Below are 26,324 nucleotides of genomic sequence, written 5' to 3' on the forward strand. Positions count from 1 at the left end.
GTTAGCTTATTTTATCGGCAACATAATTAAAAACTTAAGCTTATAGCTTTAATCGGTAAACCATTTTCACGAAGAAAACTGAGCCACGAATATCTGAAGATGAAAATGAGGCTAGAACAATGGGTTAGCTTCATCCATAATCAATTAAGTCAAAAAGTAAACAATATTACGAATAGCATTCAGCTTAAACGATGCTAAGTTTTGTCACGGTTATCCATTGAACATTTTTAAGGAACAAAAATGCAACCACATTGGTTTATTGTCGGATTAGAGATATTTACTGGGTTATTTTTAGCCTGTATTGCTTTCGGTGTTATCGCGGTTATTTATATGTATATCGTCGATAAAGTACAAACAAAACAGGCGATTCGACATAACTACCCCGTAATTGGCCGCTTTCGATATTTATTCGAGAAACAGGGTGAGTTTTTTAGACAATATTTCTTTGCTCAAGATCGTGAAGAGCTGCCATTTAACCGTGCAGAGCGCAGCTGGATATATCGTGCTGCTAAAAATATTGATCGCACCATTTCATTCGGTTCAACCCAAACACATGACAAGACTGGAACTGTGATGTTTTTGAATGCTGCATTTCCCAAGTATGACTCAGATGAACATACAGACAATATTCTTACCATTGGCGCTGAATGTAAGAGCCCTTACCAAACATCCACAATTTGTCATATTTCGGCCATGAGTTTTGGTGCTTTATCACGTCCCGCAGTGACGGCGCTGTCCCATGGCGCAGCGCAAGCAGGTTGCTGGCTCAATACTGGAGAAGGTGGATTAAGTGAACATCACTTAAAGGGTCATTGTGATTTAGTGTTTCAAATTGGCACAGCCAAATACGGTGTTCGAGATGAAAACGGCAAACTGGATGACAAAAAGCTAACTGCTATAGCAGCCCACGATAATGTAAAAATGTTTGAAATAAAATTAAGCCAAGGTGCTAAACCGGGCAAGGGCGGTATTTTACCAGGGGTAAAAGTTACCAAAGAAATTGCAGACATTCGAGGTATACCTGTAGGACAAGATTCTATTAGCCCAAATGGCCATGCAGAGTTTAATAGTGTCGCCGATATCATTGATATGATTTGCCACGTTCGCAATGTAACCGGTAAGCCTACTGGTATTAAAGCGGTATTAGGTGACGAGCAATGGCTCAATGATTTATGTGCTGAAATTAATCGCCGTGGAATAGAACATGCACCTGACTTTTTCACCTTAGATAGTGCTGAAGGTGGTACTGGCGCAGCGCCACAAGCCTTAATGGATCATGTTGGCTTGCCCATAAAAGAAAGCTTACCGATAGTGATTAATTTATTTAGACAAAAAGGCTTAAAACAACGAATAAAAGTCATTGCCAGTGGCAAGATGGTGCTGCCTTCTCAGGTGGCATGGGCATTAGCAACAGGCGCCGACTTTATCGCTTCAGCGAGGGGTAATATGTTTGCACTCGGTTGCATACAAGCATTGCAATGTAATAAGGATACCTGCCCTACTGGGATCACCACTCATAATAAACACCTGCAACAAGGGTTAGATCCCCATAATAAATCAGCAAGAGTGGCTAACTATAATCGCTCTTTGCATCATGATTTAAAAATTATTGCCCACTCTTGTGGGGTCAGTGAGCCTAGGCAGTTAACTCGCCAGCATGCAAGAATCGTTACAGAAAGTGGCATTTCTATCTCCCTAGATAAGTTTTATCAACAGTATTAGTTTTAGTAAAAGACATAAAATGATGCTTTAGTAAAAACTACTAGACTTATTGCTAATATATTGACAACGAATATCTTTGGACTATTGTTAATTTAGGTGTAAAATTGTGATGTAGAGCACATTCCTAGGGACTTATTTTTGAAATCAGAAAACTCAATAATGACGGCTAACAGAACGAATAAAGCAATTTCGTTAACTTGTAGCAACTGCGAAAAGCTATCTGAAATTGAAGGCGAGAAAATCTGTTTCGAACAAGGACAAATCACCAGATTAACGGAAGATGCTAACCCAAATTCAATGATTAAGATGGTCTGTCATAGCTGGTCTAAAAACAGATAGTTTCAAAACAGATAGTCTAAAAAATAGTCTTTTAAGCTAATTAGAGACAATTTCAGCAATAAAAAAGCAATCCTAAGGATTGCTTTTTTTAAGTGAATTTCATTTTTACGTCTTTAAATAAGCCCGTTTGCTCATGAGGCTTATCGACAGAAGTTTATACCAAAATATCTGCCGCGCTATCATCCGCTTTCAATAAACTATCTTCGCTATCGTTATCATTTATTTTTGCGAGTGTTAGTCCACGGGTAGTCACAATCAAACCTGCGCATAATTCATCATAGACAGACTGCAATTCATCTTGATTCATTTCTCGCTTTTCCAGCGTCGCCATAATCGCAAACCAATCCGTGGTCACTTTATGCTGTGTACCCTCTAAGGCTGCTATTAAAGAAATGTTTTGCACTAACGACCTCCATTTTTAGGCTTAATTACCTGATAATTTCCTATTTACCTAAACGATCTCAATCCTTTCCAGGCAATTAAAGCTAATTATACACAAAAACTGCACTATCAAAGAGAGAAAACGTCTACAAGCTGCACATCAAAGTGTGATTGTTTGCTCATTTTGAATTCGCCACAGTTTTGCATAGACGCCATTTTGTAGTAAAAGCTGTTGATGGGTGCCTTGTTCTGCGATTTTCCCTTGGCTTAACACGACAATTTTATCAGCATCAATAATAGTAGATAGTCGGTGCGCAACAACTAAACTTGTATGGCCTTTTTCTGCGACTTTAAGCGCTGTTAAAATAGCCTGTTCAGACTTGCTGTCTAAGGATGAAGTCGCTTCATCAAACACTAGGATAGGAGCAGATTTTAAAATCGCGCGAGCAATAGAGACTCGTTGTTTTTCACCTCCAGACAGCTTCAAACCTCGCTCACCCACTTTGGTTTGCCATTGATTTGGCAACGACTCAATAAAGTCGCTCAAATTAGCTAATTTTACCGCTTCTTTTAATTCTTCATCACTCGCTGAAGGTCTACCATATAAAATATTATTATAAATCGTGTCGTTAAATAGCACGGTATCTTGCGGCACTATCGCAATCGATTGACGTAGTGCTTGCTGAGTTAGTTGTTTAATGTCTTTTCCATCAATCGTTACCGAGCCACTATCAACATCATAAAAACGAAATAACAGTTTAATTAATGTTGATTTACCCGCACCACTTTCACCGACTACCGCCACTTTTTGACCTGCAGGAACGGTAAAACTTACCTCATTGAGAATCGGTCTTTCATCATAATTAAAACAAATATTATTGAAACGCAGCTCGCCTTTTGTTGGCACCAGTTCAGACGCACCTGCAGTATCTTGAATACTCGGGACTTTATCTAATAAGCCAAACATACGTTCAATATTGGCTAATGCGCCGCGGATCTCTCGATAAACAAAACCTAAAAAATTAAGTGGAATGAATAACTGCATCATAAATGCGTTAATTAATACGAAATCACCCAAGGTCATATTGCCCGCGGTCACTTCAGACGCTGCAAGCCACATCATCGAGGTCATTGCCACAGCGATAATTAAGGCTTGTCCTGCATTTAATGCAAATAATGACAGCCTATTTTTACGTTTAGCGACTTCCCATTGATCTAACGCCGAATCATAACGTTCAGATTCATAGCGTTCATTATTAAAGTATTTAACCGTTTCGTAATTCAATAAACTATCTACCGCACGAGTATTTGATAAAGAGTCTGCATTAGCGGCATCTCGAACAAAACCCGTTCGCCATTCTGTCGCCACAATGGAATAACCAATATAGGCCACTACAGCAATCAAGGTTATGAGCGCAAAACCAATACCATAATTGAAAAAGAAAATAATGATCACTAAAGTGATTTCTAATAATGTCGGCACGATATTGAACACCATAAAGCGCATTAGAAAGCTAATACCACTGGTGCCGCGCTCAATATCACGAGATAAACCACCTGTTCTGCGATCTAAGTGAAAATCGAGATCCAGCCTGTGTAGGTGTTCGAATACAGCTAAACCCAAGCGTCGAATAGCACGTTCAGTCACGCGGCCAAAAAGCGTATCCCTTATTTCACCTATAATGACATTCAAAAATCGCACTGAGCCATAGGCAATAACAAGTGCGACTGGCACCGCAACAATTGCTGCTGTTTTCTGGCCATCTAAACTATCAACTAAGTCTTTTAAAATGAAAGGAAGCCCAACGCTGGCAAGCTTAGCAATCACCAGACATAACATAGCTAAAAATATACGCCCTTTAAATTCAAATAGGTAAGGCCATAATAATCTCACCACTTTCCAGTTTAGCTTGCCTACTGGTCCATCAAAATACGCTGACGGTCTCATTTACTTCCACCCATAAATACTTGCGCTTCAAAAATACATTGGCCTACATTCATCACATCAACAATAAGTTAACACTTTTTGCTTGAGGTAAGTTCTATTTAATATCAATAAACAGTGAGAATCCTTAGTGTTGTTCAACATGAATGTAAGCGTATTATATTGAAAAATTGACCACCGAATAATACTTTAGACTTACCAATGTTGCGAATTGGTAGTATAAAAGAATGGTTTATATAAAATATTTCATTAAATAAGCAATTATTCTCGTGTTTCTAGTTCAGCAACTAAAAAGAATTTGATACTCTTTAATGGATACTTTTTGGCGATTTATACTGGCCATTAACATTTTTCCCAGTTCAAAGGAAGTAACATGTTAGACGCAGCAAAAGTTCAGCACCCACCATTACAATTAATACAAACATGGGTATGGATGATGATCGAATCAGGTAATCCTGAGCTTCAAGATAAAGGAAGAAACAATCTTATTTCGGCATTTGGAAGCCTAGCTAAAGCCAATGAGTATTTAGCAAACACCAACAAATAAATAAGGCGCTGAATAGCGCCTTATTTTTTGAGCTTTGATTTACTCAAGAGCTTGATGATGAGTGATTAATGGCACATTAACCGTTAACCACGTCTTTTGATGACGCTTTCGCTAAGTGTTGCCAGCAATTTCTCTGTATCGCTCCAACCAATACAAGCATCTGTAATACTTTGGCCATAACAAAGCTCTTTGCCCACAACAAGATCTTGTCGGCCTTCTTCAATATTACTCTCAACCATCACACCAAAAATATTGTGATTACCAGAACCAATTTGTCCCGCAACATCTTCAGCAACGAGCATTTGCTTGTTAAAGTCTTTACTGCTGTTGGCGTGGCTAAAGTCGATCATGATATTGGTTGGTAGTTTCGCTTTTTCTAATTGGGCTTCAATTTCAGTGACGTGTGATTCGCTGTAATTTGGTGCTTTACCGCCGCGCAAAATGATGTGGCAATCAGGATTGCCTTTCGTTGATACAATCGCTGAGTGACCAAACTTTGTCACTGATAGAAAATGATGCGGTGCACTTGCTGCGCCAATCGCATCAATAGCGACTTTAATGGTGCCGTCGGTACCATTTTTAAAACCAACTGGGCTCGATAAGCCTGACGCGAGCTCGCGGTGAACTTGTGATTCAGTTGTACGTGCGCCAATAGCGCCCCAGCACATCATGTCAGCAACATATTGCGGTGTAATCATATCGAGGAATTCACCCGCAGTAGGAATACCAGACTCATTCAAATCAACCAGTAGTTTACGCGCAGTTCTCAAGCCATCATTAAGCTTAAAACTGTTATCCATATATGGATCGTTGATTAAGCCTTTCCAACCTACTGTTGTACGCGGTTTTTCAAAATAAACACGCATTACGATTTCAAGTTGGTCTTTGTACTTGTCGCGAAGTGCAATTAAACGCTTACCATAGTCTAAAGCAGCAACAGGATCGTGAATAGAACATGGCCCAATAACCACAAGTAAACGATCATCTTGGCGATTCAGAATTCGGTGAATACCATCACGCGCATTAAACACGGTTGCTGATGCCGTTTCTGACGCCGGAAATCGCTCTAAAATAGCAATAGGAGGCAATAGTTCTTTTATCTCGTCAATTCTAACGTCATCATTTTGGTAATACATAGTTGATACAGCTCCAGCAAACAGATTATTTACGCCAAATTTATCAGTTGGCAGTAAAGCATAACGAACAGCTTTATAATTCAAACAGTACCATACAATAATTCACTCAATCTATGGTTTTATCTATTTTATGAGTATAAATCACTGTTAATAAATAACTTTAAATTTAACATTACAAAATATTCAATAAATTCATTTATTTCGGTTAACTCTGCCTTTAGCCGCACTTGTATTTCAGCCATAAGCACAGCGCATAAAAAACTATTTTCAGTGCTAACTGAAAATAGTTTTAATAACCGCGGCTGCTATGTATCAGCCAATAGCACTATTTAAGCGATGAAACTTAATAAGAATAATGCTTAATGCCGTAACATTGCTTGCAGTTTTCCTTTGTATCTATGCTGACTGGTCTCATCAAGGCTCAAGTCGATTGCTTTTTCCATATTTTTTTTCGCTCTTCTTTGGTCACCTGTCGCCCAATAAGCCCGCGATAACCCAAAATAGAACTCATGACGATAATCAGCTCTATCCACTGCACGCTTATACCAAACTAACGCCTCTTGATACTGCTTTTCAAAGTAGGCTTGTTGAGCCATATCGAAGTAATAAAATGGGTTGTTAATCCGTGCGATCTCAAGCACTTTATGTACTTGTTGCCATTCTTCTAATCTATCTTGTTCCCCAAGAATAATGGCTAAATTATATAAAGTGGTAATATTTTTAGGCTCTAACTGCAATACATGACGATAAGCTTTTTCGGCTAACTCATCCATGCCTTTATGACGATAAATCACGGCCAGCGTATTAATGCTATTAACATAATAGGGATCGAGTTCAATTGCTCTTTTAGCAAGCGCATATGCTAAGTCATAGTCATTTTTCACTAAGGCTTCTGCAGCAACATTATTAAAATACATCCCAGCTAAGGTCTGTTTATTGATTTGCTTCACTCTGTAAGCTCTTATTGAACGTTCAGGTAAAAAGTCCACTAATATTTCAGAACCTCTCATGCTATATGTATTGGGCTGATCCACATGAAGTAACTTCATGTTGACGTGACCATTAACTAGATAAAAGCCCCCTCGTCTGTCCCATATTGGCTCGACATCTATATCTTGAAACTTAACAGGTACACCGAGTACATCAGCAATAGCAGTTGATAAAACCACTAGTGACATACAATTCCCAGCACGTTCCTCAGCCGTTATACTCGCCATTCTGGTGAAATGGTCACGATATTCGAACCCACCATTTTGCGCATCAATGTATTCAGCTAACCATTTATTAACAGGAACTTTAGTCCCGGTAATACCACCTGAACGTGCATAGTCTCTTCTTATCTCTATTTTCAGTTTTTCAGGCAGTGCAAATATGGCATCAGTATCTGGAATCGTGACAGCCGTGAACTCACTATCATTGAATAAGGAACTGACATTAGGTGTTTTTTTAGTTGGGATCGTGCTGCTACAGCCTGAGATTACGGAGAATATAAAATAGAAAACGATAAAATAAACACAATAAATCAGCAACCTAGTAGGTACTAAGATACCGCCATAAATAAATTTCTCACTTTCATCTTTTTGTAACATTTTTATGCTCCAGCAAACGCCTTTATTAAGCATAGATGCAAGTACAAAAAATGAGACACTTAAACGTTACAAAACTTATCAAGCCATCAAGTATGGCGCATGACTTCCACGGTAAATTTGACTAAGACTTATGTGCTATGGCTATAAATATGACTATGACAATGAGCTAGGAGCTGTGAGCTGTGAGCTGTGAGCTGTGAGCTGTGAGCCATTCAAGTCACAACTGTATGTGATGTTAGCAATGCGAGTGATATAAGCGATGCAATGAGTTAACACCGTTAGCGCTATTTTTAGGGCGCTGTCAGTGATGCTACGGTCAGTAATGGCGGAGTTTATCCAACTCCTCGCCATTTATGTAATGAGGTAAAAATTCCGCTTTAATCAGAATATAATAAGAGGCTTTTTGAGCCTCGTGCTTAAGCTTTGTTGCTAGTTAAGGTTTTTGTGACGGCTTTCGTGGAACTTGCTGCGAGCTTGGCTCATCAATTTGAATATATAGCTCTTGGTCTTGATAAGAATAAGGACGATAAGCATTGCCTGAGCAGCTGAAATAGCGATATGGTACGGCAATTGGCAAACAACCAACAGGTAAGGCCTGTAAAATTTGGATCTGTTGCTGCATACGTAACATTTCTTGCCATTGATGATCTTGTTGTACTTGATCTCTAACGGCAAAAGCATCAAAAGGTTCAGAGGCTTTACGCACCACGACTTTACCTGCATAAACAGGTGAAACTGACACACTCAATAGCATAGCAGTGATACTCATCATGACGACCAGCTTCATTCGCGTGTTCATAATTCGTATGTTCATAGTGTGACCTTTTAAGGCTTATCTTATTTTCAGTATAACAAAAAAAGCAGAGCTAAATAGCTCTGCTTTTCTAACCTCACTCCAATTTAAATCAAAATTTAACTAGCTGATTTAATTGAAACAAACTCTGGGTAGGCATCTACACCACAATCTGATGCATCCATACCGTTATACTCTTCTTCTTCGGTTACACGGATACCTACAGTCGCTTTAAGGACAAACCATACTGCGAATGAAGCCGCGAATACCCAAGCAAAGATAACTGCTGCGCCGTATAGCTGAGCACCAAAGTTCGCATCGGCATTTGACAATGGAACTAACATTAAGCCTAAGAAACCACATACACCGTGAACAGAAATCGCACCGACTGGGTCATCAATTTTGATACGGTCAAAACCAACAATCGAGAAGATAACAACACCACCAGCGACAATACCTGTAACAGCTGCCATCAATAATGATGGTGATAATGGGTCAGCAGTAATAGCAACAAGACCTGCTAATGCACCATTTAATATCATGGTTAAATCTGCTTTACCCCAAACAATCTTACAAACAATTAACGCTGACACTGCGCCAAATGCTGCTGCTGAGTTAGTGTTAACGAAGATTTTAGCGACTGCTGAAGCATTTTCTGCATCAGAAACCAATAACTGAGAACCACCATTAAATCCAAACCAGCCCATCCAAAGAATAAACATACCTAAGGTTGCCATTGGCAAGTTCGAACCAGGAATTGGGTTTACTGAACCGTTTGCACCGTATTTACCTTTACGCGCTCCTAGTAGTAATACACCGGCAATAGCTGCAGCTGCACCCGCCATATGAACAATACCACTACCAGCGAAGTCAACGAAACCTGCAGCAGATAAGAAACCGCCACCCCAAGTCCAGTAACCTTCAATTGGGTAAATAACGGCTGTCAGTACCACAGAGAAAAGTAGGAAAGACCAAAGCTTCATACGTTCAGCAACTGCGCCAGAGACAATTGACATAGCTGTTGCTACGAATACCACTTGGAAAAAGAAGTCAGACTCAAGCGCATGGTCAGCACCATCTGCTTGTGAACCAATTAGCGAACCAAATGATGGCAACCAACCCGCTTCAACATTATCGACATACATGATGTTGTAACCGACTAACAGGTACATCACACACGCAATTGAATATAAACATACGTTTTTAGTTAAAATTTCTGTGGTATTTTTTGAGCGAACTAAACCTGCTTCAAGCATGGCAAAACCTGCTGCCATCCACATAACTAATGCACCTGAGATTAGAAAGTAAAACGTATCTAATGCGAAACGTAACTCAGTGACTGTCGTTCCTAACGCTGCTAACTCTTCCATTTCAGCCCCCTTATAGTGCTTCGTTATCAAGCTCACCCGTACGGATACGGACTGCCTGTTCAAGATCAGTTACGAAAATTTTGCCATCACCAATCTTGCCGGTATGGGCAGCTGTAGTAATTGCTTCAAGTAATACTTCTAAATTTTCTGCTTTAGTGGCAATTTCTAATTTCACTTTAGGAAGAAAATCAACTTGATATTCTGCGCCACGATAAAGTTCAGTGTGCCCTTTTTGACGACCAAAACCTTTTACTTCAGTTACAGTCATTCCTTCAATGCCCATTCCAGCAATTGCTTCTCGGACATCATCTAATTTAAATGGCTTGATGATAGCGCTGACGAGTTTCATCTCGACCTCCAAAAGTGTGATTGTTATATATTTGTTTCCAATTACAATTCAATCATTAGGCCAAACTTATAAGCCTCTGTTTTTAAAGGGATATGATAAAAACAATAATATTTATAACGACAAAAACGCACCAACAAAGTGCAGCTCCATTTCAGTGCGCACAAGATTAGCGCAGAGAATTGAGTGCGATGGATTTACTTAAACTTGGTTAAATTGACGAGTTTAGTGGGAGTTTAAAAAGCCAGAATAAGGCGAATGACTAGCGGCAAATAAAAGTGTTAATAAAAGTACCCATAGAATAATAAAGCAATAAATATAAGTGGGTAAAAGGTGAGACGGTATAAATATAGTCGGCCCCAATGGCACAAAAAAAGGCCCTCAATTGAGGACCTTTTATCAAATACCTAAGTTAGGTATTTCACTCTTTTCAGTCAAATATAACAATCTAATTCTGTTAATCTAATGACTGATTGTAAAGGTTACAGATTACCTGTTGAAGTGTCTTCAACAGTATCAACAGCCTCTACTGACTCTGTACGTTCTTCAGCCAATAAATCAGCTAATAAGCTGTCTACTTGAGTTTTATCTACCGCATCAGTTTCTGTCGCTTCTTCAGCTGCCACAATAACTTCATCAGCTTCAGCTGCAATATCAGCCTCTAAGCTCGTACCTAAATCAGCTAATAATGCTTCCTGGTCATCAGCTACTTCTTCTAAGCCAGCTTCAAACTCTGACGTGGCTTCAGATTGTGCAGCTTTATCTAATTGAGCCAATGCGGTTTCAGCATCAACTACATTATTAAGCTCTGACACGTCTTCAGCTTCTACAACTTCTTCAACGACAACATCTTTAACTGCTGGTACAGATGCTTCATTTTGAGATGCAGGCTGATTGAATTGAGCCATTAAGTCTTCTGCTAATTCAGGCTTCATAACCACTGCACCTACTGCAGCAGCTAACACAACACCAGCAACAACAAACTTAGTAGAACCCGACTTTTTCTCTTGCGCTTTTTCTGCCGCAGCTTTAGCTGCTAATTGCGCTTGAGGATTAGGCTGAGGCTTAATTTCAAGTTTAGATTTTGGCTTTGAAGCAGCTTCAGTATCATTGCTTTGTACTGGTGCTGATGTTGCAGCAGTACGTTGCTCTTGCGGCGCAGCAGCTTTAGGTTCTGCTTTTAAAACAGGCTCATTCGTTTGAATGTCTGCTTGCAAGTTGTCTCTGATATCAGAAATTGGTTCAGGTTTAACTTCTGGTTTAATCTCAGTTTTGACTTGAGGAGCGTCAACAGCAACATTCGTAATCGGCTCAGCCATTACGTTAACATTACTCACTTTTGCAGCCTGTGCTATCGGCGCCTCTGCAATAGGCGCTTCAGCCTTTGGGGAGGCGTATGCTGGCTCTTCGATAAATGGAGCGTTATATGAAGCAACAGGTTGTTCATCTGCCGCTAATTCAGGTAAAACGCCTTGCTCAGGGCCTTTAGTTCTAGCACCTAAGAATTGACCACCATCATAAATTTCCATTTTATGACTTGAAACATCACCTTCAACTACACCAGAGCTTACGATGACGAGACTGTTACAGTGTAAAGAACCTTTAAACACACCACAAACTCGTAATTCTTGACAGTAAAGCTCACCGTCAATTTCGCCACCTACTTCAATTTTAACTTGGTCTGTTGAACGAATAACACCTTTGACTTGACCAGCAATCAAAGCAGGCCCTTTTACTGTCATTTCCCCATCCAGTGAAGTTTCGGGACCAATAAAAGTCACCCCGTTTCCTTTGTTATTCATACCCAGCAGTATCCTTTTTATTATAAATTTTCGACTTATAGTAAACCAACTAAATTAAAACAACAAATAACATTGCATTTACATGTCATTCACTTTAAAACGAGGCTTATTTAGCTAATTCATTAATAACTTCAGTGTTTCTAAAATATATGTAATAATCCGCTTCGCTAACATAAGCAAACTATTGTTAAGGACTTCAATAGTTGGTTGTATTCAACAAGGACGTAAGATGATTTTATCGGATATATTCTTAGGCGATATTCCTGAGCCTCTGACTAAACAGCTCTGTCAAATTACTGAGCTACTCAAATGTAATACTATCAGCCATGATCCTCTCGACTTTCATTGGCAACAAGCTGATCAGCACAAAAAAATCCTTCTGCATTTTGTTGATGATCCTAAGCAACATATCCCAAATCTATCTGCAGAACTTATCTCTGAAGGCAAACACCTTGCTTTTTGCACTGCATTTAACTCAGATACTGAAACCTTACTAATCGCCAATGGTTTTCACGGTGGTTTGGCAGTGTCAGCTTCTATTATCGAAATCATCGAAGCATTAAAAAATATAGATAATAATAAACTCTATTTTAGCCATGATGCTATGTCGCACTATATTCAATCCCGTAAGCGCCAACCTATCACCCAACGCCAGACAGAGTTACTTTCATTAACCACTAAAAAAGAACAGCAAGTGTTGTCGTTAGTGTGCCAAGGCTTATCTAACGAGCAAATTGCTGCCAATTTAAGTATCTCAATCAATACCGTTAAAATGCACATTCAGAATATTTTCAAAAAAACCAATGTTTCAAGCCGAGGCCAGCTGTCTTATGTTTTCACTCAGGTATAAACACTATTTCGATAATTGAGAATGAAATCCCGCTATAAGCTAATTTAATTGCTGATATACTTTGCTATATGGAATGACTTTTTGGCTAATGAGTAGCAATAGCGTGACAACCAATTTATTACAGTTATATCGCGCTAAAATAGTGCAATCTAAATCAAGCTCTCGGGACTCAAGCCACGATGTTCTGATTAATGATCCCGCTCAAGAGCAAGCGCTCACGGCACTAAACCAGTTGTTCATGCAACTTAATAATCAACAAACGATAACCTCTCCTTCAACTAAGTCCTCCAAAAGCCAATACGCCGCACCGTTAGGTGTGTATCTGTGGGGGGATGTCGGCCGAGGCAAAACCTTCTTGATGGATTTGTTTTACAATAATCTAAAGACTGAGCGTAAACTCAGATTACACTTTCATCGGTTTATGGCAGCTGTTCACCATCAACTTAATAGCAGTAAAGGAATTAACGACCCTCTAGTTCATATTGCACATCTATACGCTGACCAATATCAGGTTATTTGCTTTGATGAGTTCTTTGTTTCAGATATTGGTGATGCCATTATTCTCGGCCGTCTATTCGAGCATTTATTTAATCAAGGCGTCATTTTAGTCGCTACATCTAATATTGAAATTAATCGACTCTATGAAGGTGGGCTACAAAGAGAGCGTTTTTTACCTTTTATTGAACTATTAATTAAGCAAGTTAATCAGGTAGAACTTAACGGCTTGATTGATCACCGTATTAACCAAGCCCCTGCCGCACCACTGCTAGAACAAATTACATTGCCTCTTTCGATGGAGCCCCAAGAATTTATTCAATTAGCTGGGAAATACTATCCCCATGAAGCAGCTGTTTGTATTAACAATGACAACATCATCATTTGTAATCGTCCAATTCCTTTTAAAGCCCGAGTAAATAAACTTATTTGGTTTAACTTTGCTGCGCTATGTGACGGACCTCGCTCTCAATTAGATTACATAGAAATTGCCAGTCAATTTGAACATGTCGTAATTGATGAAATACCGCAACTAGGTGGAGAAGTTAGATCTTGGATTAAAGCCAGAGGCACTGAAGATGCAGCTATTGGCACAAAGACAGGTGAACGTCAGCTAAATTACGCCACCAATGATGATCCAGCAAGGCGGTTTATTAGTTTAGTCGATGAGTTTTATGACCAAAAAGTATCACTGACAGTCTGCTCCTGCTTCAATATCAATGAGCTATACACTGGTGGTGCATTGTCTTTTGAATTTAGAAGAACCATCAGTCGTTTAATAGAAATGAAGCGGTGGATTTAACACGTTGAAATGTTGGTAAAAAAAAACCAATCAGTTATAAGGCTGGATTCAAGCTCAGAATCGGTTAATGCTAAATGCCAAGTACTAAGCACCAAGTACTAAGCACCAAGTACCATGTACCATGTATGGGAGCCTAACCTTATTGAACAGTATGTTTCATCACGTCACTAAAGCGGCGCATAAAGTTTTCAAATGCTTCATTATCAGGGTAGTCAAATTGATATTTATTATGAAAGTAAATATTAAGCGAAGTTCGGCCATCACTTAGGGTAATGGTATATCCGTCATAACCCGTTTCTGCGTGCAAGCCACAAAGGTGATAGGTAGAGTTATAGCCAGCGTCACTTGCCTGCTTTTCACCAAATTCAGTGATTTTATTAAACACTTTCAGTGCTTGATAAATGTCTATGGCATTTTTCATGGAAGACTCCTGACTAGATACTGCAATTACGACGATGATAATCTGTTAAATAAGCAATACTTAATTTACGCATTTAACGCTGAAAAAGATCACCTACTTATTCATTCATTTAGTCTAGGCGAGTGATAAAATAGAACAGTGATAAAGCTCGGAAAATCGTCAACGGAATGGCCAGATAATGTATCAATTTGCTTCAGCGCTCGTGGTGATGTAGCGCTTTTACTTGGTACATTTCTTTATCTGCTAGTTCTAAATACTGAATAACATCAAGTTCTTGTTTCGCCTTTCGAGAAGCAAACCCGACACTATAAGCAAGCTCAAATGGCTCATTGCTTGTAGCATTATGCATTTTAAGTGCACGCTTAAAGCGCTCTAATGCAAATGTCACATGACCATCATTACATTCGCAAAATAATACCAAAAATTCATCACCACCAAAGCGAGCAATAACATCAGAGTCTCTGAACTCTTGGGTCAATAAATTTGCAAAGCTTTTTAGTGCCCGATCTCCAGCATCATGACCATGAGAATCATTGATTTCTTTAAAAAAGTCCAAATCAAAAAAGACTAAGCAACTGCCTACGTTATTTCTATCCCACGTCGCCATAGCCTGGTTTGCCAAAACTTCAAAACCACGGCGATTAGAAATCCCGGTCAATTCATCTAAGGTTGTTTGCTGAATAGACACTAACTCTGACACAACCATTTCAGCTAAATCTTTAAGTGCGACTTGATCTTCTTCGCCAAACTCACGAGGTTTATCATCAATGATACATAAAGTGCCCACTCGCATACCGTTAGGCATGGTTAAGGGGTGGCCAGTATAAAAGCGAATATGCGGCGCTTGTGTAACAAGAGGGTTATCACTAAATCGAGGATCAGCTGAGGCATCATTAATCACAAATGGCCCATCATGATGTATAGCATGACCACAAAATGAAATATCACGTGGGGTTTCAGTAGCAACAAGGCCTTGACACGATTTAAACCATTGACGATTTTCATCAACTAAGCTCACTAAACATATAGAGACTGAAAATAACCGTTTAGCTAATCGAGTAATACGATCAAAGCGCTCTTCTGCTGCTGTATCTAATACATTTAGATTCCGCAGGGTTTGTAAGCGCGCTTCTTCATTGTCGCGTATCGGTGCAGTTAACATGTTTCCAGCCCAGAGTGTCGAAGAGTAAGGTGTTGTTTTTATTATTAGCAGTAACGTATTTAAATTTCAATTCAATCAGTTACTAGATAACATTCAGCGTAGCAGCTTTAGGTTCACTCTGCTAAATATCTGAACCATTATTCTAATTAATCAGTCAAAAGTGAAGCGAGCTTCCATATGTTGTAATTAACTAAGCAGCTTCAGCCGCTTTTTACTTTTGTGATACTTATATTTTTCCTAAGCATCATGGCTAATTAAAGTTTTAATTAGCCATGGCAAAATTAACTAAAAGCCATCACTGATAACCACAACTGATAACCACAACTGATAACCAAAACTGATAACCAAAACTGCTACGAGTTAAGTTCAGCACCTAAAATATGCTGATAAATGTCAATAACCTGAGAGACGTTTTTATCTGCAACATCAGCATCTATTTGGCCCTTTTGTTGTTGTAAAGTCAGTCGATGATTTTCATCTCGTAACCAACAATAAGTTTGCGTCAGATGTTGTGCGGTCATCATAGGTAAAATTTCAAGCTCAGCTAGCACTTGAAAAATGCGTACATTATCAGACCAAATGGCTAACTCTTTATGCTCATTAGCGTTAGCAAGCACCAAATATTGCGCCATGAACTCAATATCAGCAATGCCGCCCACGCTTTGTTTTAAATCAAACTTATCACTACTGACTTTTAGCAAATGGTCACGCATCTTAATACGCATGTCTCTGACGAGCTTTGCCAGTTCAGTGAGTTCTCGAGGCTGCGACAATACTTCAGTTCTGATCTCACTAAAGCGAGCAGCAAGTTGATTATCACCATAAACAAAACGAGAACGAACTAACGCCTGATGCTCCCAATTCCACGCTTCTGTTTGCAAGTATTCTTTAAACTGCTCGACTTCGGTAACTAATAAACCGGATGCACCTGAAGGTCTTAGGCGCATATCGACTTCATACAACTCGCCAGATGTTGTGCGCGTGGCAAACAAATGCACAATGCGTTGTGCCAACTTTAAATAGAAATGGCCAATACCGATGGGTCTCTTGCCATCGGTTTCCCCGGTGTTGAGACTATTACGCAAGAATACTAAATCTAAATCTGAACCATAACCGAGTTCGATTCCGCCTAACTTGCCATAACCAATAATGGCAAAGCCCATTTTATCAGGGCTAGTGCCTTCTGGTACTCCATGTCGAGCCGACACTTGATGCCATGCTTGCAGCACAACTTGTTCGATAATCGCTTCAGCCAAAAAGGTAAGGTGATCGCTCACCTCCATCACAGGTAAAACCCCTGTCACATCAGCAGCTGCTATTTTTAGCTGCTGAGACAACTTAAATTGTCGTAATGCTTCCATCTGCATTTCCATGTCATCTTCTGGCACACGCAGTAGATACTGTCTTAATTCACTTGGGTAATCGTCAACTGAGGTGGTGTCGTAAAGTTGCGATGGGTCGATTAGCTCATCTAACAACATTGGAAAGTTGGCTAACTCTTCTGCAATCCAAGGGCTAGCGCAACATAAGCTAATCAACTGCTGTCGAGCACCAGGATTTTCACACAATAGTTCAAGATAAGTGGTGCGAGTTAAAATCTGCTCTAACACACCAGACACTGCTTTTAATGCAACACTTGGAATAGGTTGTTCGAGCAATTCAGACAACAACCTAGGCATGAGTTTTTCAAGGGTTTCGCGTCCTCTAGGACCAATAGAGCGTTTTGTGGTGGTGGAGCGCCACTCAATTAATGTAGGCCAAAAGTTCGCATCATCCACTAAATGCTCATCCAATAACGCTGCTGCATTGTCAGGATCTTCAATCACCCATAATTGACTGGTCCAATGCTCAGTTTGATCATGTTCATCTTCACCGCCAACAGTCTCTTTAAAATGGCCGTGGATCCGCGCCATAGCATCGGTCACTTTGGCTCTTAATTCAGTTTCATCCTCGCATTTCATCGCAACACACAACCGCTGCCAATCCACACTATTGTCAGGTAGGGTTTGCGTCTGTTTGTCATCAATGGCTTGAAGTAAATTCTCGACGCGCCGCAGCAGAATATAACTGTGCTTCAACTCGTCTACCGCAAGATACTCAAGTTGGCCTAAGTTATATAAAGTATCAATCGCACCGAATAAACTTTGTTGACGCAATGACGGCTCCCTACCACCACGAATAAGCTGAAAACTTTGCACTACGAATTCAACTTCTCGAATACCGCCTGCGCCCAGTTTAATGTTATCGGTCAATTGACGTCGGCGAACTTCTTGGGCAATTAACTGTTTCATTTTTCTTAATGAATCGATTGCTGAGAAATCGATGTATCTTCGGTAAACAAAAGGTCTTAACAGATCATGTAAATCGTCACTGTATTGTGTCCAAGGGCCAAGCACTCGCGCTTTCACCATGGCGTAACGTTCCCAGTCTCGTCCTTGCTCTTGATAGTAATCTTCAAGACCACTGAAGCTCACAACCAATGGCCCACTTTCACCATAAGGACGCAAACGCATATCAACACGAAACACAAAACCATCAACCGTAACTTGATCCAATAAGTTAACTAATCGCTGCCCCATTCTGATAAAAAATTGTTGATTGGCTTGAGCGCGTCGGCCGCCAATGGTTTCGCCGTGCTCTGGGAAGGTAAAGATTAAATCGATATCAGAGGAAAAATTCAGTTCACGGCCACCGAGCTTACCCATCCCGAGAATAAGCAAAGGTTGTGGGTTACCTTCTTCATCGCTAGGCGTGCCTAATTGCTGGCACATTTCTTTATAAAGCCAATCCCGTGCGGCAATCACTAAAGCTTCAGCAAGTGCAGATAAATCTAATAACGAGGATTCAACATCGGAATAATTTTTAAAATCGCGCCACGCTAAGCGCACCATCTGCAGGTTTCGATATTGACGCAGTGCTGATTTGACGGCCTCCTCTGAAGTTAGTACTTCAAGTTTAGCGTCAAGTTCTGCAGAAAAAGTCTGTCTGTCGACGTCTTCAATTAAGCCATTGAATAAACTTTCAATCCAGTGAGGGTTACGACAAAGTTGCTCGGCAATATAATCACTTAACCCAAAAACAGTCCTTAACTCTTGCTGCTGGGTTTGATTAAGTTTGTCTGCAACCTCAGGCCATTCATCAGACAGTCTTAACCAGTAACGTTCTGCAATGTTAGATAATTCGGCAGATAAGGCATTGTTACTTTGGTTTTGCATTATTATTCGATCCCTTCAGCAATTTACATACGGCGTTACACTTTCCAATCGACATATTATGTCGAAATGTGCTATACCATTCATAACAAAAGTTTAATGTAAGTCTTAATTGAATATGCCATTAAGATTACTATAACCTGTATACTAGTTATACCTAACCGTATAAATATTTGGTCGTAATTGAGCACATATTTATGCGGTTTGTTATTATATTTATAGATGAATTTCTTACCATTTGGAGAAAACATGGCTGGCATGCTTCCCCGTGTCCTCGCAGTATTTTCAACGATAATATTGTGCTTAACATTAACAGGCTGTGGTGACGACAGACCTGAAAAAATTGCTCAGTATCAGCAATTGTCTCAACAACGTTTGGGGCAATTAAACTCGATGCTCAATGCGGGTGAATTGCGTAATGCGACCTTGCTCAATCAGTACGCTAACTTACTTAAGCAAAGTAAACCTGATTTAGTCCCTTTATTAGATGAGCTCGCAAAAGATGCGGGAACATCAGGACCAATGTTCCAGTCCCTACAAAGACGTAACAGTGAATTATCTGATTCAGCCAACTTCATCGATTTAGATCAACAGTTAGAAGAAGCGCAGAATATTTACCAAGCAGCTGATTCAAGTCTGTATAACGATATGCTGTCTGATCCAGTCAATGTTGTAGCCGATTTATCTGGCGGGCAGCTTGCACGAGTTAATTCTATCAGCCGAGAAGCTGCAGCACTGGCAAATGGCAGTGAAGATTTTGGCGCAGGTAGTCAACTTGTCGGTAACCCGTCTTATGGTAGCTGGCAAAGTAACTCCAGTGGCATGTCATTTTGGGCCTGGTACGGCATGTACTCGATGTTCTCAAATGTGATGAACCCAGTACGTTACGACCGTTGGTCAAATAACCGTGGTTACAGCTACTACAACGATGTAGGCCGTTACCGTTATACATCGCCAAAGCAGGCTAGTGCGCAAAATCGCACCTACGAGAACACCAAGAAAACGTTTAACTCTCAAGGTAAACAGTTTAATAGCCCGTACGCAAAATCTCGCACAGGCTCTACAAGTTTATCAAGACAAAGTACTTCAGCGCCAAAAGCCAGTACAACGGGCACCAGAAGTGCAAGTTCAAGTAAGTTCCGTTCGACCTACTCTAAAGACAGCAGTTTCCGTAATTCATCAAGCCGCACAACTCGCGGTGTACGCCGAGGCAAATAAGGAATAATCATGACATTTTTAACTGACTTCGGGCTCACCCTAGACCTGGCTATTATTTTAGCAATCGACATTACCATTGCGGTAGTTTTGTTAGCGCTAATGCGTTATCTGCAAGGCTGGAGTGTGCGAGTCAATAGCCGTGCAGAATTAGCCGAACGCGATAACTTCGCTTTTGGTGTTAGCACAGCAGGTGCGGTTTTAGCCTTGGGTATTGTATTAACTGGTGCTATCACTGGTGAAGCTGCAAACTCTTACGCAATGGAAGCTATAGGCATGACTTTCTATGGTGTATTCGGTTTAGTATTGATTAAATTTGGCCGTTTCTTACATGATAAAGTTGCGCTAAATGAAGTGGACAAAAACAGTCAAATCGTTAATGGCAATATGTCGATTGCTATTGTTGATGCCGCTGCCGCAATTGCTACTGCGATTATCATCCGCTCAGTATTAATGTGGGCTGAAGACATCACCCTTGATACCTTTATTGCTATTTTCACTGCGTTTTTGATTTCACAGCTAATGCTAGTGATCTTAACCCGATTCCGTGAGCATCAATATGCGAAACGTAATCAAGGTGATTCAATGCAAAAAGCCTTAGAACAAGGCCAAGTTGCTATTGCAGTGCGTCACAGTGGTTATATGATTGCGATGGCATTTACCTTTAATGCGGCAAGCCATTTCATCATTTATGACCCTTCTGCTTACTTTATGAATATTGTTGGTTGGTTAACCTTCTCTATAATCATGTTAATTGCACTATCAGTATTATTGGCCGTCGTTAAAAAGCTAGTACTGGCGCAAATTAACTTAACTGACGAAGTAGAGAAACAGCATAACGTCGGTGTTGCAGCCGTAGAACTTGCTATTAGTGTCAGTATCGCCCTTATTCTTGCGGCATTAATGGCGTAACTTGATGAATAACACTTTGCTTGAAAATGGCCAGGAGGGCAGCAACAAGCAGAGCAGTCCTTCTAAACGCAGCTTAGCTTGGTTCGATGATGCTCTTTTATTGGGCATTATGGCACTCCTTGCTGGCTGCGGTCTTATTTACGAATACCTCTTATCTCACTATGCGGGCCGTATTTTAGGCGCGCTTGAAGCCGCGATTTATACCATGATTGGTATTATGATTGTGTCTATGGGTATTGGTGCTTTTGCAGCTCGCAAAATTCGCTGCGCCTTTACTGGTTTTGCCTTACTTGAACTGACAGTGGCATTTTGTGGTTCATTGGCCATTTTAATCACCGCTGCAGTTATTGGCTTTGGTCAACAACTGCCATTAATGATTGCCAATACGCTAGGCCTACCACCTGATCATATTCCTGATGGCGGCTTTATTGGCACCTTACAAAACTTAAGTGAATACTTACCTTATGTTTGGGGGGTTATTCTGGGCTTGATGATCGGAATGGAAATCCCACTGATTGCCCGTGTACGTCAATCGCTTTCAGAAGAACATCTGCTGCACAATGCGGGCACCATATACGGCGCTGACTATGTCGGTGCAGGTGTCGGAGCAGCCATTTGGGTGATGTTCATGCTATCGCTGGACATTCAACTTGCAGCAGCACTGACTGCCAGTGTGAATTTATTAGCTGGTTTTGTGTTTATCTGGCGTTTTTGGGATCAGATCCGCTGGGCAAAGTTGATCTTAACAGGGCACTTTATCGCCAGTGGCGTATTGGTATTATTGGCAATGCATGGCCCAAGTTGGGAGCAAAACTTCAATAACCTGCTGTATAAAGACAAAGTTGTGTATGCAGAAGCCACACGTTTTCAGCAATTAACCTTTACTGAAAGATTGCGGGGTAATGGTCAAGCGCCTGTTTACTCGCTCTATATTAACGGCAGATTACAGTTCTCAAGTATCGACGAGCACATCTATCACAGCTTTTTAGTCCACCCTACTCTGGCAGCAAGTGCGAGACAGGACAATGTACTGATTATTGGTGGCGGTGACGGTCTAGGGCTCAAACAGGTATTAAAGTGGCAGCCGAAATCAGTCACGTTAATGGATCTTGATGAAAAGTTAGTAGATTTATTTAAGCAGCCACAAGACAACATGCCAGAGCATGTAAGCAATGCCATGCTGGCATTAAATGGTGATGCGCTAAACGATCCTCGAGTGACACTTATCTACGATGATGCCTTTAATGGCGTAGATAAACTGATTAGTGATAATCAAAAGTTTGATTCGATCATTATCGATTTGCCTGATCCAAGCCATCCCGATTTAAATAAATTATATTCTGATTTGTTTTACCGCAAACTGGCAGAGTTATTAAGTGCTGATGGTGCAATGACGGTACAGTCGACCTCGCCTTACCATGCCCAGCAAGCGTTTATCTCGGTAGGTAACACTATCGAATCAGCTGGTTTTACGGTTGAGCAATATCATCATAATGTGCCTAGTTTTGGTGAGTGGGGCTGGACCATAGCAACGCGTTCAGGGCTCGATGCAAGAACACGTCTAGCTCATAACGAACAGTTACCCATCGAAGAAGATTGGTTAACGCCGGGGTTAATCCACGCTTCTTTTGAATTCCCAGGTAACTTTTATGATGACAAAGACAATATTAAGATTAATACAATTGGATCATTACAGCTTTATCATTACCACTTAGCGTCATGGTCTGAGAATCAAGGGATGAATCTTTTTTAATCTACCAAAAATAGCCTTGACATAATATGTCTAAGTGCTATCTTTGAAACCTAAGACATAATATGTCAACAAGGACAAATATGAATATCCATAAGATTGCTAATCACCTAACAGAACTCGGCGACGAGAGTCATACCGGTTTGAAGTTTGATTGTTTCCCAATTGACGGTGATGTCGAAGTATTACAAGTCAACGTTGCTGGTCGTGAAGAATTACCCGTATTCGTATCGGTAACTGACAACCAAATTTTGTGTATCAGTTACTTATGGGATGAGAGCGAAGTCAAAGAAGACACTCGCACTCAAATGTTTGAAACCATGCTGGAACTTAATATTCCAATGCCACTTTCATCGTTTGCAAAAATTGATGATAAGTATGTGGTTTACGGTGCACTATCCGTCACCTCAAGCATGGAAGAGATTGAACAAGAATTATCAGTATTGTCTGATAACTGTTTAGAAGTCATCGACGAACTTGTCGAATTTTTGAAGTAAGGAGCCATATCATGGGCATTTTAAATAAAATTTTAACGGCATTTCGCGGTGGTGCTAATGAAGTCGGTCAAAATATTGTCGACGCAAATTCTACCCGTATTTTTGAACAAGAAATTCGTGATGCAGAAAAGCATCTAACCAAAGCGAAGCGTGAATTAACTGATGTGATGGCCAAAGAAATGCAAGCCAGCCGTGAAGTTGACCGCCTAAAGCGCAGCATTACTGAGCATGAAGGTTATGCCACTCAGGCGCTTGAAAAAGACAACGAAGCTTTAGCTATCGAAGTCGCAGAGAAAATTGCTCAACTTGACCAAGAGCTTGCAGACCAAGAGTCAGCTAATACAAGCTTCTCTGCTCACGCAGTACGTTTAAAAGATTTAGTGAAGAAAACTGAACGTCAGTTAACTGATTACCAACGTCAGCTAAGCATGGTTAAGACCACTGAAAGTGTTCAAAAAGCTACAGCGACTATCACTGACTCATTTGCTTCAAGTAACTCGAAGCTAATGAATGCTAAAGATTCTTTAGAGCGTATCAAAGCGCGTCAGCAGTCGTTTGATGACCGCCTACAAGCTTCTGAAGCCTTAGCTGAAGAAAACAGTGACAAGTCGCTGCACGCTAAACTAGCTGAAGCAGGTATTGGCGAGCAAAAATCTAATGCTAATGCTGTATTAGAGCGCCTAAAAGCGAAAAAAGGTTAATTAAGCTATGGGATTTCTAAGTGGCCTTTTCGGCAAGAAAGAAGCCCCAAAACGTCAGCTTAATCATGTAAACAAACTACTCAAGGGAGATATGATCTCCCTTGATGATAGTTTTGCTTTACCTGAACAGTTACGTGGGCAGCAACTTAAAGTTGAAGAAGTACATACCTATGAGTATGAACGTTCACAGCAATGTGAGTGGTTACTTAGAGGTCATAGTGGCACAGCCATTTACCTCTCGTATCATCAAGAAGATGAAGCGTATTTAAGTTTTTCAATCAAAGTGAATCGAGCCGTTGTAGAACAGCTATTTGATTTAGACCAATTTGGTCAAATTTTTGAAGAACCAGGTAACGCTGAGCTGAAAACCCTTTCATTGTCCAATGAATTAGATAGCGAATACGGACGTTGGCTTGCTAGCGCATATCATCAAGTTGAGTTTGGCTGTTTTGGTTACTTCCATCGTGAAGATTACCGAGGTCAAAAACCACCTCAAGATGATAGCAGTCAACACCGTGGTAATGCATTTGAAAGCTATTCATTGGTTAATAATGAAGATTCTCAAGCCGTCGATATTGAAGTGTACGAAGGCGGCGATACAGATGTAATGTTAACCTTGTATCGTCCAGTGACTGACATTCGCGAGTTTTGGCCAGCAAGTTAATCTTCGCAATTTAAGGAGTAACACCTGACATGAGTAAAGGTAAATCATTACCAGATACATGGATTAAAAATCAGCAAGCAGCAAAAGCAACTCAAGTGGCTTTTGACCTCGATGAAAAGTTTCAATACTTAATTCGTAAAGCTGCGCTTGATGCAGGTGTTAGCCCTTCAGATCAAATTCGCTCTATCTTAGGTTTAGAAGTGACAAAACGTCCTAAACGACCAAGATTGACCGTGTCATTAAGCCAAGATGATTATGTCATTCTGGCCCAACGGTATGGATTAGCATCAGACGCACAGCTTGAAATTAAAAAGCGCGTGCTTGATGATTTAGTCCAATTTGTTGATGTGTAATTTGTTAGCCACTGATTACGGTTAATACCGTAATGTTATTTATCGAACATAAAACACGCCTTTGAGCGTGTTTTTTTATGCCTTGAGATTGTCTCGTCACAGTTACATTGTTAGCATCATTGCAAAGATTTATTGTATAAACGGATTTTTAACATGAGTGAAAAAAAACGCTGGTCACTGAAAGCCTTAAATGGTCCTAGTCCATTTGATTTAGCCATGATGGTGTTATCACTGTTTTCTGTCGTCGTGGTATTAGTCCTGACATTCAGTCATGTCGACCCTGAGACAAGACAGCTATTACTGTTTATCGATCTCAGTATCTGTATGATATTCATGTCGCGATTCTTTTATGGCCTAATCAAAGCCAGCAATAAAAAATTCTATCTACGCCATCATTGGATCGACTTTGTCGCCAGTATTCCTGCGATTGAAGCCCTGCGTATCGCCCGTGTATTCCAAATTCTTCGAGTCATTAGGCTTATTAGAGTTAGCCGCGCACTCATCGTACCGTTACTAAAACAACGTAAACAAACCACATTAGCCAGCCTATTACTAGCAATGGTGTTTATCTTAACCACCGCGTCTATCGTGATTTTATTAGTTGAGGCGGGTGTTGAAGGTGCCAATATTGAAACCGCTGAACAAGCTATTTGGTGGACACTCGTGACCATTTCAACTGTAGGGTACGGTGACTACTACCCTGTGAGCAGTGTCGGCCACGTTGTTGGGGCAATTGTTATTATGAGTGGCGTGAGCTTTTTTGGTGTTATCTCAGGCTATATGGCGTCAGTATTTGTTGCGCCAGATGAAAATGAACGCAATGAAACCAATAAAAATGAGATTAAATTTGAGCTTGAAAAGGCGATTTCCAGAATGGAGCAGAATCAAGCTCAAATGGAAAAGAACCAACAGCAGATGCTGGAAGAAATCACCCGCTTGCGTAAAGAGATCAATAATAAATAGTCGGCGCAGAGTAAATTAACCTGTGCTTTCATATTAATGTTTGATAAATCATAATAAAGTCTGAGCATTTATAATATAGTTTGATAATTTCTAGATTTGAATCGAATCAAAATCTAAATCAAGGTCGTGGCGCTTCGCCCACACCAGACTAAAAGGGAGTGAACTGCGACTCCCTCTTAGAACACCCCGCAGCTCCGGCGAAATTTAAACAGCAAAATTTCCAACGGAGAATGATCCAGCTTTAAACTTCATTTTGAGTCCGCTTCGGCAAGCTACAAAATCACTAACGCTCACGATGAGGCGTCCCTTCCCCTCGAAAGCTAGCCAGACATCCTTGTCTGGACTCACGCGATTTTC

Annotated in this window: 24 protein-coding genes; 13 read left to right on the forward strand and 11 right to left on the reverse strand. The window is 40.4% G+C overall.

What is annotated here, in order from left to right; all coding sequences use genetic code 11:
• Positions 1-240: 240 nt before the first annotated feature.
• Entirely contained in the window at positions 241-1,722 is a 1,482-nt protein-coding gene (locus tag L2737_RS08975; RefSeq protein WP_248955512.1) for an FMN-binding glutamate synthase family protein, read from the forward strand.
• A 138-nt stretch (positions 1,723-1,860) separates the two neighbouring features.
• Positions 1,861-2,061, forward strand: coding sequence for a hypothetical protein (locus L2737_RS08980; protein WP_229369183.1), 201 nt, complete (start codon positions 1,861-1,863; stop codon positions 2,059-2,061).
• 154 nt (positions 2,062-2,215) lie between these two features.
• On the opposite strand, the gene L2737_RS08985 is transcribed toward L2737_RS08980, so the two are convergent.
• Both L2737_RS08985 and L2737_RS08990 read right to left on the reverse strand, forming a co-directional pair.
• A complete protein-coding gene (locus L2737_RS08985; protein ID WP_102528251.1) occupies positions 2,216-2,464 on the reverse strand; it encodes a hypothetical protein in 249 nt (82 codons plus the stop codon).
• Positions 2,465-2,602: 138 nt separating this feature from the next.
• Entirely contained in the window at positions 2,603-4,390 is a 1,788-nt protein-coding gene (locus L2737_RS08990; protein ID WP_248955513.1) for an ABCB family ABC transporter ATP-binding protein/permease, read from the reverse strand.
• A 370-nt stretch (positions 4,391-4,760) separates the two neighbouring features.
• Here L2737_RS08990 and L2737_RS08995 point away from each other — a divergent pair, with 370 nt between their 5' ends.
• On the forward strand, positions 4,761-4,934 hold the full coding sequence (locus L2737_RS08995) for a hypothetical protein (RefSeq protein ID WP_102528249.1): 174 nt from the start codon (positions 4,761-4,763) through the stop codon (positions 4,932-4,934).
• 83 nt (positions 4,935-5,017) lie between these two features.
• On the opposite strand, the gene aroG is transcribed toward L2737_RS08995, so the two are convergent.
• The 6 genes from aroG to L2737_RS09025 form a co-directional block, all read right to left on the reverse strand.
• Positions 5,018-6,070, reverse strand: a complete 1,053-nt coding sequence (gene aroG / locus L2737_RS09000; protein WP_102528313.1) for a 3-deoxy-7-phosphoheptulonate synthase AroG — start codon at positions 6,068-6,070, stop codon at positions 5,018-5,020.
• 359 nt (positions 6,071-6,429) lie between these two features.
• Positions 6,430-7,659, reverse strand: coding sequence for a tetratricopeptide repeat protein (locus tag L2737_RS09005; protein ID WP_248955514.1), 1,230 nt, complete (start codon positions 7,657-7,659; stop codon positions 6,430-6,432).
• 433 nt (positions 7,660-8,092) lie between these two features.
• Positions 8,093-8,473 (reverse strand): hypothetical protein, encoded by a 381-nt coding sequence (locus L2737_RS09010; RefSeq protein WP_229369186.1) that lies wholly within the window; start codon positions 8,471-8,473, stop codon positions 8,093-8,095.
• Between the two features lie 98 nt (positions 8,474-8,571).
• Entirely contained in the window at positions 8,572-9,822 is a 1,251-nt protein-coding gene (locus L2737_RS09015) for an ammonium transporter (protein WP_229369187.1), read from the reverse strand.
• Positions 9,823-9,832: 10 nt separating this feature from the next.
• Positions 9,833-10,171: a P-II family nitrogen regulator gene (locus L2737_RS09020; protein ID WP_102528246.1), complete on the reverse strand. Its 339-nt coding sequence runs from the start codon at positions 10,169-10,171 to the stop codon at positions 9,833-9,835.
• 479 nt (positions 10,172-10,650) lie between these two features.
• The gene (locus L2737_RS09025) at positions 10,651-11,970 is read right to left on the reverse strand and encodes a polymer-forming cytoskeletal protein (protein ID WP_248955515.1); all 1,320 of its coding nucleotides are present in this window, start codon (positions 11,968-11,970) and stop codon (positions 10,651-10,653) included.
• Positions 11,971-12,199: 229 nt separating this feature from the next.
• On the opposite strand from L2737_RS09025, the gene L2737_RS09030 reads away from it, so the two are divergent.
• A complete protein-coding gene (locus L2737_RS09030; RefSeq protein WP_102528244.1) occupies positions 12,200-12,820 on the forward strand; it encodes a helix-turn-helix transcriptional regulator in 621 nt (206 codons plus the stop codon).
• Between the two features lie 88 nt (positions 12,821-12,908).
• Positions 12,909-14,117, forward strand: coding sequence for a cell division protein ZapE (gene zapE / locus L2737_RS09035; protein ID WP_248955516.1), 1,209 nt, complete (start codon positions 12,909-12,911; stop codon positions 14,115-14,117).
• 139 nt (positions 14,118-14,256) lie between these two features.
• Here zapE and L2737_RS09040 read toward each other — a convergent pair whose 3' ends face one another.
• The 3 genes from L2737_RS09040 to glnE all read right to left on the reverse strand — a co-directional run bounded on the left by L2737_RS09040 (position 14,257) and on the right by glnE (position 18,921).
• Entirely contained in the window at positions 14,257-14,538 is a 282-nt protein-coding gene (locus tag L2737_RS09040; protein WP_102528242.1) for a DUF3081 family protein, read from the reverse strand.
• A 193-nt stretch (positions 14,539-14,731) separates the two neighbouring features.
• Positions 14,732-15,700: a sensor domain-containing diguanylate cyclase gene (locus L2737_RS09045; protein ID WP_102528241.1), complete on the reverse strand. Its 969-nt coding sequence runs from the start codon at positions 15,698-15,700 to the stop codon at positions 14,732-14,734.
• A 353-nt stretch (positions 15,701-16,053) separates the two neighbouring features.
• Positions 16,054-18,921, reverse strand: coding sequence for a bifunctional [glutamate--ammonia ligase]-adenylyl-L-tyrosine phosphorylase/[glutamate--ammonia-ligase] adenylyltransferase (gene glnE / locus L2737_RS09050; protein ID WP_248955663.1), 2,868 nt, complete (start codon positions 18,919-18,921; stop codon positions 16,054-16,056).
• A gap of 240 nt (positions 18,922-19,161) precedes the next feature.
• On the opposite strand from glnE, the gene L2737_RS09055 reads away from it, so the two are divergent.
• From L2737_RS09055 to L2737_RS09090, 8 genes are all read left to right on the forward strand, one after another.
• Positions 19,162-20,130: a hypothetical protein gene (locus L2737_RS09055; protein WP_248955517.1), complete on the forward strand. Its 969-nt coding sequence runs from the start codon at positions 19,162-19,164 to the stop codon at positions 20,128-20,130.
• Between the two features lie 9 nt (positions 20,131-20,139).
• Positions 20,140-21,039: a DUF350 domain-containing protein gene (locus tag L2737_RS09060; protein ID WP_102528238.1), complete on the forward strand. Its 900-nt coding sequence runs from the start codon at positions 20,140-20,142 to the stop codon at positions 21,037-21,039.
• 4 nt (positions 21,040-21,043) lie between these two features.
• The gene (locus L2737_RS09065) at positions 21,044-22,792 is read left to right on the forward strand and encodes a polyamine aminopropyltransferase (protein WP_248955518.1); all 1,749 of its coding nucleotides are present in this window, start codon (positions 21,044-21,046) and stop codon (positions 22,790-22,792) included.
• Between the two features lie 80 nt (positions 22,793-22,872).
• Positions 22,873-23,286, forward strand: coding sequence for a YjfI family protein (locus L2737_RS09070; RefSeq protein WP_102528236.1), 414 nt, complete (start codon positions 22,873-22,875; stop codon positions 23,284-23,286).
• 11 nt (positions 23,287-23,297) lie between these two features.
• A complete protein-coding gene (locus tag L2737_RS09075) occupies positions 23,298-23,987 on the forward strand; it encodes a PspA/IM30 family protein (protein WP_102528235.1) in 690 nt (229 codons plus the stop codon).
• Between the two features lie 7 nt (positions 23,988-23,994).
• Positions 23,995-24,651 carry a hypothetical protein gene (locus L2737_RS09080; protein WP_248955519.1) on the forward strand — a complete coding sequence of 219 codons (657 nt, stop codon included), beginning with the start codon at positions 23,995-23,997 and terminating at the stop codon, positions 24,649-24,651.
• A gap of 29 nt (positions 24,652-24,680) precedes the next feature.
• Positions 24,681-25,004 (forward strand): hypothetical protein, encoded by a 324-nt coding sequence (locus tag L2737_RS09085; protein ID WP_102528233.1) that lies wholly within the window; start codon positions 24,681-24,683, stop codon positions 25,002-25,004.
• A 153-nt stretch (positions 25,005-25,157) separates the two neighbouring features.
• A complete protein-coding gene (locus tag L2737_RS09090) occupies positions 25,158-25,967 on the forward strand; it encodes an ion transporter (protein ID WP_102528232.1) in 810 nt (269 codons plus the stop codon).
• Positions 25,968-26,324: the final 357 nt, after the last annotated feature.

Origin of the sequence: Shewanella electrodiphila, from assembly GCF_023283985.1 — a bacterium.
Taxonomy (GTDB): Bacteria; Pseudomonadota; Gammaproteobacteria; order Enterobacterales; family Shewanellaceae; genus Shewanella; species Shewanella electrodiphila.

Bases quoted from the DNA above. Each gene is read 5' to 3' on its own strand.
- L2737_RS08975 (WP_248955512.1), top strand. From the start codon at position 241: ATGCAACCACATTGGTTTATTGTCGGATTAGAGATATTTACTGGGTTA.
- L2737_RS08990 (WP_248955513.1), bottom strand. From the start codon at position 4,390: ATGAGACCGTCAGCGTATTTTGATGGACCAGTAGGCAAGCTAAACTGG.
- L2737_RS08995 (WP_102528249.1), top strand. From the start codon at position 4,761: ATGTTAGACGCAGCAAAAGTTCAGCACCCACCATTACAATTAATACAA.
- aroG (WP_102528313.1), bottom strand. From the start codon at position 6,070: ATGTATTACCAAAATGATGACGTTAGAATTGACGAGATAAAAGAACTA.
- L2737_RS09005 (WP_248955514.1), bottom strand. From the start codon at position 7,659: ATGTTACAAAAAGATGAAAGTGAGAAATTTATTTATGGCGGTATCTTA.
- L2737_RS09010 (WP_229369186.1), bottom strand. From the start codon at position 8,473: ATGAACATACGAATTATGAACACGCGAATGAAGCTGGTCGTCATGATG.
- L2737_RS09015 (WP_229369187.1), bottom strand. From the start codon at position 9,822: ATGGAAGAGTTAGCAGCGTTAGGAACGACAGTCACTGAGTTACGTTTC.
- L2737_RS09020 (WP_102528246.1), bottom strand. From the start codon at position 10,171: ATGAAACTCGTCAGCGCTATCATCAAGCCATTTAAATTAGATGATGTC.
- L2737_RS09025 (WP_248955515.1), bottom strand. From the start codon at position 11,970: ATGAATAACAAAGGAAACGGGGTGACTTTTATTGGTCCCGAAACTTCA.
- L2737_RS09030 (WP_102528244.1), top strand. From the start codon at position 12,200: ATGATTTTATCGGATATATTCTTAGGCGATATTCCTGAGCCTCTGACT.
- zapE (WP_248955516.1), top strand. From the start codon at position 12,909: ATGAGTAGCAATAGCGTGACAACCAATTTATTACAGTTATATCGCGCT.
- L2737_RS09040 (WP_102528242.1), bottom strand. From the start codon at position 14,538: ATGAAAAATGCCATAGACATTTATCAAGCACTGAAAGTGTTTAATAAA.
- L2737_RS09045 (WP_102528241.1), bottom strand. From the start codon at position 15,700: ATGTTAACTGCACCGATACGCGACAATGAAGAAGCGCGCTTACAAACC.
- L2737_RS09055 (WP_248955517.1), top strand. From the start codon at position 19,162: ATGGCTGGCATGCTTCCCCGTGTCCTCGCAGTATTTTCAACGATAATA.
- L2737_RS09060 (WP_102528238.1), top strand. From the start codon at position 20,140: ATGACATTTTTAACTGACTTCGGGCTCACCCTAGACCTGGCTATTATT.
- L2737_RS09065 (WP_248955518.1), top strand. From the start codon at position 21,044: ATGAATAACACTTTGCTTGAAAATGGCCAGGAGGGCAGCAACAAGCAG.
- L2737_RS09070 (WP_102528236.1), top strand. From the start codon at position 22,873: ATGAATATCCATAAGATTGCTAATCACCTAACAGAACTCGGCGACGAG.
- L2737_RS09075 (WP_102528235.1), top strand. From the start codon at position 23,298: ATGGGCATTTTAAATAAAATTTTAACGGCATTTCGCGGTGGTGCTAAT.
- L2737_RS09080 (WP_248955519.1), top strand. From the start codon at position 23,995: ATGGGATTTCTAAGTGGCCTTTTCGGCAAGAAAGAAGCCCCAAAACGT.
- L2737_RS09085 (WP_102528233.1), top strand. From the start codon at position 24,681: ATGAGTAAAGGTAAATCATTACCAGATACATGGATTAAAAATCAGCAA.
- L2737_RS09090 (WP_102528232.1), top strand. From the start codon at position 25,158: ATGAGTGAAAAAAAACGCTGGTCACTGAAAGCCTTAAATGGTCCTAGT.